A 13,263-nucleotide genomic window follows, 5' to 3' on the forward strand; every position below is an offset into this window, starting at 1 on the left:
GCCGCTGGACAAAGTGAACGGTCAGATCAGTTGACGGTGGTCTGGAAGCAGAGAGTTCGAGTCTGGGTGGAAGAAACGCTCTTGAGCGTGCCCGTCACAGTATTACCAACCAACGCACCGACAGGTGAAGCGCCGCTGTCGTTGGTAATACTGTTCGTCACGAAGGTCTGATTGGGCTGCAAAACGTCGGAGACATTGACGTCCAGAGCTGTCGTGAGCAAGCTGGTGGCTTGCACGCAGTATTCAAGTTTATCGAGGGGCTTGGCGATGGTCGTGGTGCGGTTGATGTCTGTCGGCTCACCGTTTGGCAGACTTGAAGTTGGAGTCGCGTTCCGCACGTATTTCCTGAGCTGTACCGGATTGAAGTACGTCGTAACCGTCTGCGTATTGTTGGCCGTCACCGACCCATTGGTGCCGTCATCAACTGGCGTGGAGACCGTGAGGGTGGCCGTATTGGGTGTCGCCGCTGCGGTCAGCACATTCAAGTTCACCGTTACCGGAATTCGCACACTGACACTCTGCCCCGCTGCCAGCGCAGTCACAGTCAGTGTCTTGGTCACAGCGTTAAAGGCAGCGCCCGTTGTTGGCGTAGCAGGCGTGGAGACGATCGTGGCCGTTCCAGGCGTGACGGTGCTGGGAAAGTTGGCGTCGGTCACGGTCACGTTCGTCGCGTTCACCGCTTTGAGATTGGTCACGGTGATGAGATAATCGAAGCCTTGACCGTTGGTTCGTGTGGTCTGCGGGTTGGTGCTGCTGCCCGTCTTGAACGCTTGTTTGGTGACTTGCAGATCGCTCTCAATGGTGATGTCTTCAGCGGTTGAAGACGTGCTGGCATAATTGCTACCCGTTACCGTGCCGCCGCCAGTGTAGGTGGTGTTGGCTCCGACCAGCGCAGCAGAGGCAGGCGACACGAGACGTGTACCACTACTATCGGTAGGGTCGAGGAAACTGACCGAGGCAGAGTTCTGGAAGGTGCCGACGGCCTGCAAGCGGTTGACGGGAAAGTCGAGAGTTACGCTCTGGCCGCCAGGAATGACAAACGAACTCCAATTCAGGGTGATGGCGCTGGTCGCAGGATCGCTGGTTGTAGGACGGGTAACGGATGCACTGCTGGGCGTGTAGGCGGTGGGGCCAGCGTAGGTGAAGGGATTAGGCAAGCTGTCAGCAACCCGAACACCAGTCGCCGCCCCAACGCCTGCCGCATTGCTGATAGTGATTTTGTAAGCAGGCGTCTGGGTACTGGCCGGTGTGTTGAGCGGCTGCGGCGTGGTGGTCACTTTGGTGACGGTGAGCTGGGGAAAGCAGGCAGGAGTACGCGGGATATTAATGTTGTTGTAAATGATGTCGCCTTTACCGCCGTTACCCGCAGAGCCGCCGTACACGTTGGTGATACCAGCAATAGGAGTATTGACCCCAGCAGCACCACCAACAAAGCTGATCGTCGGGCGCATCGTCACGGTGGTCGTCAGCAAGACTGCGCCGCCGCCGCCGCCGCCGCCCGGCCCCTGAGTTTCTCCTCCCTTGAGAGGCAATGCCGAATTGCCACCACTCCCGCCGTTAACCTGAACATTCAGACTTGAGAGATTCACGGTACTGGTGGCAATGGCGACGGTACCACCCGCACCCCCACCGCCTGCGCCATCACGTCCAGCAGGTTGGCCGTCTTGCCCATTGGCACGCAAGGTGCCTGTACCGGTGATGGTGTTGGCCACTACGAAGATCACACCGCCGCCGTTGCCCCCACTGGCCTGAGGCGTCGTTGGGTAGTCGTCAGCAGCATTGTTATTGTCGCCAGCACCGCCGCCCCCGCCCACGATCAGACGTTCGGCATTGGGATAAACAATTCCAGGAGGGATACCGACCCCGCCGAGGCCACCTACAGGACGCGCGCCATCGCCGTCGCAGGCGTTGAAAGTGCCACCGAAGTTGACGCAACTTCCGCTGGTGGGATTACGATAGAAGGCGAAACTGTTACCGCCTGTACCGCCCATCCCTACATTGCCGCCACCGCCGCCGCCCGCGTTGTGCTGGTCACCGCCGCCACCTGCGTTGCCTGGCGCGCCCCGTGAACGGTCCAGTCCCCCTGTGACGCTGGCGGTTGTTCCCGTCACACCCAGCGTCACCGTACCAGTAGGATAGCCAGAAGTGCCGAGATCAGTCCCGGTATAGGCCACGCTCGTTTTGGTCAAGTCACGCACAAAACGCGGGGTGCCCGCTATCCCCTCACCTTTGAATGCACCATAATTCGACACCGTTGCGGAGTAGGGGGTGGCGTAGTTGACGATTTTCTGGCCACTCACAACGTCATCTTGACGTGAGCCGCCACCACGAAAGCCAGCACTCGAAGCGTCAATGGTCTTTCCATTAAAATCGAGAGTTCCAGCGACGTTAAGCGCAAACACCCCCCCAGTGTCTCCATTCCAGGTGGGAACCGAAATATCGCTGGCGAGGGTAAGCGCCGAAAACTGTGGCACCCGCACGATTTGAAAGCGGCGCTGTCCAGTGGAAGTATTGGCGCTGGCATTGGTGTAGGTATTTGCCAGCGCATTTTGCAACGTGAGTGTGGTTCCAGTGATGCCACTTACCACGTTGAACTCGTAGTAACCGGCGCTCCGCAGGTTGGTATAACCCCGGCCACTACTGCCGTCGCCGTAACTCACGCTGTCAGAGTTATTAATCAGTGCATCTTGCATCTGCACGATCAGTACCAGGTCACCTGCTGCCAAGTCGCTCGCAGTGGGTGTGGTGCGTTTGGTTCCCAGACTGATAGTAAAAGTGCCCGAAGTCGCCGTAGTACCTGAAGCCGCCGGATAATAACTGTTAGGATTGAAAGTGCTGCCATCCTTGCCAGGAGTCCCGCAGACTTCAGCCAAGGCCACGAACGGCGAAGTCATCACCATTAAGGCCGTACAAAGCAAGACCGCAGAAAGTGAGACACTCTTGAAACGAGACTTGGGGATGTTGGAGCGGGCTGTGGCAAGGCGGGGCGAGGGCCGCCGGGGGCCGGAGAGGTTCAGATTCATCGGTTGTTCTCCTGAAGGAGCAGATCGAGGCGCAGGTAAAAGCCCTGATGGGTGTCGCTGCCGATGCCATTAAAGCCGGTGGGGTTGTAGCCCACGGTGGCCCAGGTGCCGTCGAATACCCGCACAGTGCCTTCCAGGCCCAGTCCCCATTGCACCGATTGCAAGCCTGGCTGATAGAGGGCGCGGCCATAGACCCCCATACCCAGCCAGTCCGTGAGGTAGAGCGTGCCGCCGAGTTGCGGCTGGATCAGCAGGCCGTAATCCACCCCTAGAGTATCGAGGGTATTGAGTGCCCCACGCACCTGAAACTGCGGCTTGCGGTAAGTCAGGCCGATTTGCGAGGTCACTTCACCGTCGCCCGTGCTGTTTCCTTTGAGGCTGCCATCGGCGTAACGCACGTAGGCCAGTCCTTCCAGCAGGCCGTCACGCAGCGCCGCCGAAACGGTCAAGCGGTTACCGCTGACTGCCGAGCGCTCACTGGTGGCGTCGGCGGCCAGCGTCCAGACCCGGCCAATCGAGCTACTCAGGCCGCCCTTGTAGACCAGCTTGGCGTCGCCGTCGCTCGGCAGGTTGGCACTCACGCCTGCGCTGGCCGTGAACTGATCGCCCCGGTAACTCAGGTCGACGCCGCCCTCGGTGGTGTGATTGCCCAAGGCCAAGTCTGCCGAGTAAGCCGCCTGGACATTGGCGCTCAGGCGGTCGGTAATCGGCACCTGAGTATTGGCCCCAAAGCGGGCGCGGTTGCCCTGGCCACCGCTACTGGGTAATTCGTAATTGGCGCTGAGGGTGGTGTTGCCGAATTTGTTTTCCACACCCAGGGCGGCCTGGTTGCTCTTGCCCCAGGTCAGCAGATCGGTCAGCTTGAGGCTGAGCTGGGGCGTCAAGGCATAACGCACGCTGAACTGCGTTTGCGGATCGCCCTGGCCGACCAGAACCTGAGCATGACTTACCTCGGCTCCCAGCTTCGGGCCGTTATAAGCGGCCTTGGCTGTCACGAAAGTAGCGGGATTGGACAGCAGTTGCTGGCGCAATCCAGCCCCCAGCGTGAAGGAGGAAAATGTGTAGTTGGCTGACGCCGAGAGCAACGCGCTGCTGCCCGAGGCCGCCCGACCGTAGAGTCCCGAAGCCTGCACGCTGAACTGCGGCGTCACTTTATAACTGGCGTCCACCGCGACGTCTGTGCCGACGCTGCCCTTGCCGACGCCGTCATAACCTTCCGACTGGGTGCGGGCACGGGCGCTGACCGACAGCGCCTGGGTCTGGGTTTGAGCGCTCAGCGTCGCCTGCATACCGTGGGCATAGGCCAGATACACCTCGGCGCTGTTGGTGCCCTGGGTGTAGCTCAGCCGCGTGCCGAAGGTGACGGTGTTCTGGTCACCGTCCTGGCGTAGCGAGACAATGGCTGCCGAAGCGCTGAACGGCCCCTGGGTGGTCTTGACCTGTGCGCCGCCGATAACGTAGCGGTGGCCCAGCGGGTCGGGCGTACGGTAGGTCAGCTCCAGCGACTGGGGATTGAGCTGCTCGTCGGTAGAGGTTAGTGGGCGCACAAATTCCAGAACGCCCGAATCGGCGTCGAGGGTGTAATCCACCAGCCAGGTCAGTGGCTTGCGGGAGAGTTCCACTCCGGTCATGCGGTCGGTGAGAACCAGCTCCAGATGTTCTGAGCCATACTCGACGGCCTCGCCAATCTTGAGCAGACGGGTACCGTCCGGCGTCAGGGTTCTCTGGACAGTGCTCGAAGGCACAGCAGCCACGAAACCGGAGAACTGCACGTCTCCCTTGGTCTCAGCAGTCAGGGCTGTGTAGCCGCCGCCCGCCGCCAGGGTCGTGATGGGCAGAGCCACCTGACCGTAACTCACCTGAAAGCGGGGATGCTCGTAGCGCAGCGCCAGCGGATCGATACCTTGCAGCGGCACCGAGGCGCTGGAAGAGTCGCCGTAGACCGTGTAACCGTCCACCGTCGTCTCGTTGACGGGTAAGCGGCCTCCAGAGGTGGGGGTCTGCCAGCCGCCAGCAGCGGAGCGGCCCTGGTATTCGGCAGCCCCGGCCACGTAGAGCTTGCCGCCAGCCAGCGGTCCCTCGTAGTAGCCGCGCCCAGTGATGCCCACCGAAAAGGGCTGAAGGCCCACTGTGGCGCTGAGGGTGCCGATGCCCACCTGAGTGGCGTTGGGCCGCACATCAAAGCTCACGTCGCGGCGCAGTTCACCGATGGCCAGCTTGAGGTTGAGGCGGGTCGGCACGGCCTGGGGGCGCAAATGCAAGATGCCCACGCCGTTGACCAGTTTCACTTGGTAATTGGATTCGGTGGGGTTGGCATCTGGGTCGAGGACTTCGAGATTGCTGTCCACTGTGATGAAACCGTCGCGCCCGGTGATGCCGTTCTTGTCCACTGCGCTGAGCCTGATCTCCAGCGGCGTGAAGCCGTCAGCCACCATCTGCTTCGGCTCGGCTTCCAGGCGCACTGGCGCACCAGCCAGAAACACCGTCACCTGTTCGCCGCCGACTGCCAGCACATTCTTGCCTTCCTGAAGTGGCAGGCCGAAATATTCCAGGTGAACGCTGTGGTTTTTGGGGTCGGTGACGGTCTTACCCAGTGCGTCTTCCGGCAGCGGCTGACCGTTGAGGGTGGCGCTCAGGTCGGCGGTATCGCTTCCTTCGAGCATCACACTGATGCGGCTGCGGTCACGAAACACCGCGCCGTCCAGCGGCAACTTGATAACGCCGGGGTTGACACTGGCCGTCGCAGACTGACTGGCCTGGGCCAGATCCTGAGAATCGATCTGCCCGACGAGGGCCACATCGGTGTCGCCGGGAAAGCGGGCTTGCAGCGCCGGAGCAGCCAGGGCCGGAAGATCGCCGCTGTGGGACACCTTGTAGCTGAGCACAAAGGGACGCTGTGCGCCCTTCGGCAACGTCGGGTCGGCAGGCGGCAGGCTGACAGTCCAGTACAGCATGCTGTTCTGGCCAACTTTCGGATCGGTCAGCGGCTCTGCAGCCAGCGTGCTCGAGCCGGGCCGGTAGACGGTGCCCTGCGGCAGGCGTTGAGCCACCACCACGCTGAGCGCTTCCTGAGACACCCTGAACGGCAGCGAGAGATCGGACTCCCGCGCCGCTCTGAGCCCAGGCAACACTTCCAGGGTACTGCTGGTCTGTGCCCGCACGTTCTCTTCGGCCAGCCCTTCTGCCAGTGTGCCCTGGGTGACCACGCGGCCCCGCACCTGGAAGGTTCCCACCTGTGACGGGGTCGCCGTGACACTGAGCACCCGGACTTCATGGGGTTGCAGCGTCACATTGAGGCTACTGCTGCCCAGCATCACGGACGGGTCGGCGTCGAGCAGGAGCGTGAGCTGAGCCGGAGCCTCACCCACATTGCTGAGGGTGAATCTGAGGTCAGTGGAGGTATTGACCAGCGTACGGAAAGGCGCACTCACTTCCAGACGCTGGGCTTCAGGCTGACTCACAGCGGGAACGGGCATCTGGGCCTGGCCAACTCCCAGCGCCAGGGTTCCGGCCATCAGCAGCGAAAGGACACGCAGCGAACTCATGGGTATCTCCAGTCCATTTGAGGATCGGTCAGGGCGGGCAGTGCTTTCCCAGACCACTCAAAGGTGTAGCGCCACTGCTGCTGACCGGCAGGTACGTCAAGACGCAAGTCTGACGCTCCATCAGTCATTCTGGCCCCAGTCGGCAGAGGATCGAGGATGTGCAGCTGACTCAGAGCCTGGGGCGTTTGCAAGCTCAAGGTGACCTGGAAGATGTTGAGGCCAATTTGCAGCATCGACTTGCCCAGCACAGCATTCCCGACCTGCAGTGTGGTGACGCGCTCGGCATAAATCTCGCCCTGCGGCTTTTCGAGCGGGAAGTCGGCAACCGTCAGCGCGAAGACCGACATGTTGCGGCTGCCCAGCAGGCCTCCATCATTGACGTCGCGCTCCGGAATGAACGGCACTGAGTTGGGATCGAGACGCAACCCCCACATGCCCTCAGGCAAACTCTGGAAGTGGTAGCGCCCCTCTTTGTCAGTCAGGACGCTGCGGCCATCCGCCAGGATCAGGCGGGCATTGGCCAGCGGCAGATCCTTTCCGAACGTAAAGGCCGCGTCCCCGTTGAGGTCGAGGTACACCCGGCCCAGCAACTCGCCGCGCGGCGCGAAGACACGCGGATTGATACGGACCGCCTGGCTCTTGGCGACGTTGGAAGCTACAGCGGTCAGAGCGGCGGTCAGGGTGTTCTGGCCTTTACCCTCAACCTGGGCCGAGTTGATGATGACCTCGGGGCTGTCGACACCCACGCGGGTGCGGAACGTCAGGGTCACGGTGGCATTCGCCTGGATCGGTGTCGGCAAGCTGAAGCGCAGCATCTGGTTTTGGATCATCGGATCTGCCAGTGGCTGACCGTCGAGTTTAGCGCTGCCTGGCACGAAGGTCAGGCCAGTTGGCAGGGTGTCGTTGAGCATCAGATTAATCAGAGCGGCGTTCTTGGAAGTGTTGTGGATGTGCAGGGTCCAGCCCAGCTCGCCGCCAATGTCCACCTGGGCGCTGTCAGAGCGCTTATCGAGGGTCAACGTCGCGCTCCAGATCAGGCTCTCCACATCGTTGGAAGGCGTCGGCGTCTGTACTTCTCTGCTGCTGAAGACAAAGCGGTTGACCACCAGCACGCCGTCGGGAGCATCCTGTTTGACTTTGGCACTGACCGTCAGGGTGCGGGCGCTCTGAGGATCGAGGTGGTCAAGCGTCCAGATGACCGTCTTGCCTTCCAAGCGGCCACCGTCAGAGATCTCCAGGGTGGCCGGGTCGAGGTAGTCGCTGAGCGTGTCCTGCACCGTGATCTGCGCGAGCGCGAAGGGGAAGGGATTCTCGGACTTGAGGCTGTAGGTCAGCCGGTGGCCCTGGGCCACCGGGGTGCCGCTGGCCTGATCCACCACTTTGGTCAGACGTGGCAGGCCACTGTAAAGGCGGCTCACCTGATCGCGGGTGGCATTGGGCGCTGCGCCCAGTTCTGAGGTGGCCTTCAAGGTCAGTTGCAGGGCCGCCGCGCCTTCTGCTGAAGCGCTGGGCGTGACACAGACGCGGAAATCGAGGTGGTCTCCCGGCTGAGCGGCGGCGGCGAGCGCGATAGGCTGAACCAAGGCGCTGCCGTCAAGGTTTTCAAGGGTCAGTTCGGCGCTGCCCAGATTAATCACGCCGCTGATACTGAGCTGATCTGGCACGGCGGCCAGGTTGCTGACGGTCTGAGAGAAGCACAGACGCTGGTTGAGAAGGCCGTTGTCACGCACCTGCAGGTCATCGGTACTGCCCTCGCCCCCGGGGTTGGCCTGCGGATTCCCAATGGGCCCGAGTGCGATTTGCGGCAACACCACATTCAGAATGCGGTCACGGGTGAGGTTGGACGGGCCATACTTCGAGGTGGCAATCAGCAGCACTTCCAGTGGACCGGGTTGCAGCGGGGTGAAACACACTGTAAAGGTCACGCTTGCGCCGGAAGCCAGATTCAGGGGCTGCTGCACCTTGATCTCGGTGGTGGCCGTGTTCCAAACCTGCCTGGTACTGATGGTGTAGCTGTCTGAATTGGTGCCGGTGTTCTTGAGGGTCTGCTCAAAGCAGTTTGGCTTGCCCACGATAGCTTGGGACTGGCTCTGGGTATCGTCCCCGCTCAGTTCCAGCGCTTCTGGCGCATTCACCGGGCCGAGGGCCACGCCCGGTATCACAAAACTCAGCACGGCGTCGGTGGTCGAGTTGGACTGAGTCTGGGCCGTGCTGGTCGCCGTCAAGCGGGCCTCGAACGGCTGGTTGCCAACGGGGCTGTAGCAGGCCAGGAACGCGGCGGTCTGGTTGGAGGCCAACCGCACCGGAAACACCTGCGCTGCGCCGCCGAGAGTACGAAACACGGTATTTGGTGCGCCCGCGTCCGCCACGACACTCAGGTTATCGGGGTCGGGGCCGAGGTTTTGCAGTTCATGTTCAAAGCAGACCTGCTGATTTTGCAGGATGTCACTCTGGCTTTGCCGGTCTGAGGCGCTGCCCTCGCCGCCGGGAGCCGCCTGGGCGTTTTTGGCTGGCCCCAGCGCAATCTGCGCCGGTGGACGCACGGCGATGGTGGCCTGCGCCTGAGCAGTGGAAAGCGCATTGCCCTGGGCATCCTGGCCCTGCGCCGTGGCCTGGTTGATCAGCTGACCGACCTTTGCGCCGGGCAAGGTACGCAGCTGAAAGCTGAAGCTCAGGGCCTGCTGACGTGCCAGCAGCGGCACCCGCCAGCGCACACCCGAGGCGACCTGCTCATAGCCGAGGGTGGGAGCGGCGCTGCCTGCCACCAGCTCAAAGTTCTTGTTTCCAGCGTTGAGACTCTGCTCGAAGAGGTCTTCGACGACCACGTTCTGAGCGTCAAATTCGCCGGTGTTCACAGCCCGCAGGGTTACTGTCACGTCGCCGTTGGACTGCACCGAGGCGGCAGAAAAGCTCTTGGACAGCTCCAGCTGTGCGCTGGGCTGGGCGGTTTGCTGTCCGGTGGTTGCCGTGCCACCGTTCGGGCAGGCCGCGCTGAGGAGGCCGCTGATCTGGCCGCTGGCATTGGCGGGCACATCGACTTCGAGCAGCAGCGATTGGGCTTCACCGGCATTCAGGCTGAGTTGCTCAGGCGCAGGTAACAAAACGTCACCCGCACCTCGGCTGCCCAGTGGTGCAGCGTCGCGGTAAAGCCGAACCGCGCCCAGTGCTGGGGTGGTTTTACCCTGAAGGTCGAAGACGTAGGGGTCATTGCCGGTGTTGCTGACAGTGAAGGCAAAGGCCAGCGGGCTGCCCGGCTGATAGCCCAGTACTTGGGCGCCTGCCACCACCGAAACACTGCACACCGGTGAGATGCTGGTTCTGACGATGTTGGACTGGCTGATCTGGTCACCGGCCAGCAGGTCTTTGTAATTGCCAGTGGCCTGGTTGACGATCTGTGTTCCGGCAGGCACAGGCTGCGGCTGGATCTGGGCAGAGGCCAGCCCAGTCCACAAGCACAGTAGGGGGAGAATAGATTGGAACGCTGTTCGCACGGTGTCTCCTGAACAAATTACAGCTGCCCTCAACTGAGGGGAAAATGCAGAGAAAAGAGTGAGAGGAAATCTTGAATTCAGTCTAATGTTAAGATTCGTACAAAATTCTTTCGAGAAAACGGGCGTGTTTCCGGTTCGAAACACGCCCGATAACAATTAGTTCACTAAAACAGTAAAGATGATGGTGATGGTTTTGCCCGTATCGAGACCGTCGTTAGTGTCAATGCTGTTGTTGGTAGCAGTGTCGACGCCGACGGAGATCTGGGTGACGGCTGGAAGGGTCGCAGCCGTCGGCGCAGTGACAGACCAGTTGCTGCCACCATTGGCGGAGTAGAGGATAGTGCCCGTCTGGGTGGAGGTGGCGCTCACACTGACAAACGTGGTGTTGGTCGGCACCGTATCGGAGATGAAGGCCTTATTGAGGGTCGCGGCGGTGAGGCGGTTGTTTGTGGTGACCAGGGTGTACTGGAGATAATCGCCGGGCTTGGCCGTGGCACCAGTCGTATCGTTGACGGTGGCGCAGGCCGCGTCAGCGCAGGTCTTGACAGTCTTGAGCGGCTTGAGGGCGTAGTCGGTGGTCGCGGGGGGCGTATCAGTACTGGTGCCAGTCGATTTGACCAGGGTCACGTCTTCGACGAACTGGACCGTGGCGGTACCCACGCTGAAGGTGGGGGCTGCCTGGAACACCACGTCGTTGACCGCGCCGACATTGTTGGAGTTGGTGTTGGCCACCTTGACAAACAGGGTCTGGCTGGCTCCCGGTGCGAGGGTCGAGATGGCTGGGAGGGTGGAGGTGTAGGTGCCGCCAAGCGTCGACGAGTAGGTGAGAACGAAGTCGCTCTGGGTGCCACTATCGAGGGAGGAGCCACTGTCAGTCAGGCCCGAACCCGCCGGGGTCGTGCTGGTCCTGTAGGCGTTGTCAAGCGCCACGGTGAACAGGCCGCCGTTGATGGTGGTGTTGGCGCTGGTGTTGGTCAGGGTGTGAGAGTAGATGTGTGAGCCGACTGCCGTGATGCGCGAGGAGTCGTCGGGCGAGAAGGTGAAGCTGTTGTTGGTGCCGATGGTCAGCAGATCGCCTGTGCTCAGAGCGCTGACGGTGGTCGTGTTCGGATTGAAGGCTGTGGCCCCGTTCTGGGTTGAGGTGAACGTCTGGTTAAGGGCCACGCCAGTGTCAGTGGCGGTCGGCAAGGCGTCGGCAGGAACCGTCACCACGGCCAGGATGGTGACTTCCTGTCCAGCAGGCACACTCACCGTGCTGGTAATCAGTGCACCTCTGGTGCCGTCGCTGTTGGCCAGATAGTAGGTGATGTTGGTAGGGGTGCCGCCGGGAGTAGCGACAGTAGGAATGTTCAAGCTGCCAACCGGAGTCACCGTATCGTCAGTTGCACCAGTATTCACCAAGTCGATCGGGTAGCTGATTTCCTGGGCGCTGCCGGTGGGCGTCACATTCTGAACCAGCTTGGTCAGATCGGGTGCGCCGTTGTTGTCCAGCGGCGTGTTGTTGTTGTTACCCACCAGGGTGGAGCGGCGATCGGTGGAGAGCAGCGCGTCCGTGGTCACGTCTTTGACGCTGGCATTGTTGCCCGAGGTCGCCGTGACGGTCAGGCCCACAGCCGGGCTAGCGGCGCTGCCGGTATATGTGGGAGTCGCAGCGGGCAGCGTCAACTTGACGTAGTAGGTAAAGCTTGCGCCAGCAGCCAGGCTGCCAGTATCCGTGATCGCTACCGTAGCTGCCGAGTCGCTGTAGTAGGTGACGGTGGGCGTACCACCAGTCTTGTTCTTGTCCACAGTCGAGGAGAAGGTGAAGGTATCGGCAGCCGTGCCAATGTTACTGACTGTACCGGGGAAGATGATGTCTGTGGTAGTGGTGTTGGCATTAACGATGGCGCTACTGATGGTCGATAGATCGTTGCCAGGGCCGCCGGTGCCGTCATTGGCGATACCCGTGCCAGTGCGAGTGACTTGCAGGCTCGTGGCATTGGGGGCTGGCTCAGTGGCAGTAAACGAGCCGGTCGCTGCGCCCGTTGGATACCCGATGGGGCCGATACCCACGCCCGCAACGTTGGTGGGGCCGGAGGTGGCAGGCACTGGTGTCTGTGCTCCAAGCCCAGGATCGGTGTAGTTCACTGTGGCGACGTTGACGACAGGGTTATTGATGTTGGCGGGGGCAACTGTGCTAGCCAGCGCGGTCACCTGGACAACCACATCGATCGTGATGGTGCCACTGGCCGCCAGCGTGCCGCCGGTTGGGGTAAAGGTGTAGGTGCTGCCGGTATTGCTAGAGCTGCCTGTACTCGCCTTGAAGCTGGAGGTGGTGTAGGTGGTTCCGACAGGCAGCGTGTCTGTTACGGTGACGCTGCTGGCAGCATTGGTGCTTGAACCGTTGGTCGCGGTGATCTCATACTCAATGAAGTCGCCGACTTTGGGTTTGTAGGTCGTTGCCGCAGGCGTGTTGGCTGCACCAACAGTGTAGGTAGTGTAGACGTTCTTGGCGGTCTTGGTCGCAGTAATTGCAGCGCTGGGATTGATGGTGATCTTGTTGTACTGGAAGTTGTTGTTCGATTCGGGAGCCAGGCCAACGGTGAATGCCGCGCCGTTGTTTCCCGAATTGTCGGGTACGTTGGTCACCGTCGCCTTACCAACCGGATCGGCGTAGGCGATCTGCGTGGTCAAAGCGCTATTCGGCACCTTCAGAACCATATGGAAGGTGGTTGATGCACCGGGAGCCAGGGTAATGCCGTCCACAGGCACCAGCACGTCATCGCCAGTGCCGTAGAGGCCATCGGGACCTGGAGCGGTAGCGTAGGTGTAGTTGCCAGCAGTCAGGCCGGTTACAGCGTTGGCGGCCAGCGCAGTGCTCAGGGTGTAGGTATCGGAGTAGTTACCATCGTTGGTGATGGTGTAGTCATAAACGACCGTCTGCCCAGCCGAGCCGAGTTTCTGGAGAGTGCCGTCGATCCCAGCGTCGTTGCCAGTGCTCGGGGTGGTCTGTGAGGTCTGGTCGAGTGTGATCGAGAAACCGCCCTTGGGCGATACCCGGGTGGTCACAGTATTGGAGCTGGTGGTCTGCGCAGCAGAGTCCGGGTCGGTATAGCTGGCTGTCGCGGTGTTAGCGATATTGGTACCGGGCGCAGTGCCAGCGGCCAGGGCTGATCCCATGGCGAGGCCGACGAGTAGAGCAAGATGCTTGAATCTGTTCATATC

The 13,263-nt window shown here is 61.3% G+C and carries 4 protein-coding genes; all 4 read right to left on the minus strand.

The window, feature by feature from the left end; translation table 11 throughout:
- Positions 1-26 precede the first annotated feature (26 nt).
- The 4 genes from N0D28_RS00275 to N0D28_RS00290 all read right to left on the minus strand — a co-directional run bounded on the left by N0D28_RS00275 (position 27) and on the right by N0D28_RS00290 (position 13,260).
- Positions 27-3,023 (minus strand): beta strand repeat-containing protein, encoded by a 2,997-nt coding sequence (locus N0D28_RS00275; RefSeq protein WP_260560427.1) that lies wholly within the window; start codon positions 3,021-3,023, stop codon positions 27-29.
- Entirely contained in the window at positions 3,020-6,568 is a 3,549-nt protein-coding gene (locus N0D28_RS00280; RefSeq protein WP_260560428.1) for a hypothetical protein, read from the minus strand. The genes N0D28_RS00275 and N0D28_RS00280 overlap by 4 nt, the downstream gene beginning before the upstream one ends.
- The gene (locus N0D28_RS00285) at positions 6,565-9,978 is read right to left on the minus strand and encodes a DUF7927 domain-containing protein (RefSeq protein WP_260560429.1); all 3,414 of its coding nucleotides are present in this window, start codon (positions 9,976-9,978) and stop codon (positions 6,565-6,567) included. Before N0D28_RS00285 ends, N0D28_RS00280 begins: the two co-directional genes overlap by 4 nt.
- 237 nt (positions 9,979-10,215) lie before the next feature.
- The gene (locus N0D28_RS00290) at positions 10,216-13,260 is read right to left on the minus strand and encodes a beta strand repeat-containing protein (RefSeq protein ID WP_260560430.1); all 3,045 of its coding nucleotides are present in this window, start codon (positions 13,258-13,260) and stop codon (positions 10,216-10,218) included.
- Positions 13,261-13,263: the final 3 nt, after the last annotated feature.

The organism is Deinococcus rubellus (genome assembly GCF_025244745.1).
In the GTDB taxonomy this organism is placed as follows: Bacteria; Deinococcota; Deinococci; order Deinococcales; family Deinococcaceae; genus Deinococcus; species Deinococcus rubellus.

What these genes read in the sequence shown, in the direction of transcription:
- N0D28_RS00275 (WP_260560427.1), bottom strand. Translation starts at nt 3,023, where the DNA reads ATGAATCTGAACCTCTCCGGCCCCCGGCGGCCCTCGCCCCGCCTTGCC.
- N0D28_RS00280 (WP_260560428.1), bottom strand. Translation starts at nt 6,568, where the DNA reads ATGAGTTCGCTGCGTGTCCTTTCGCTGCTGATGGCCGGAACCCTGGCG.
- N0D28_RS00290 (WP_260560430.1), bottom strand. Translation starts at nt 13,260, where the DNA reads ATGAACAGATTCAAGCATCTTGCTCTACTCGTCGGCCTCGCCATGGGA.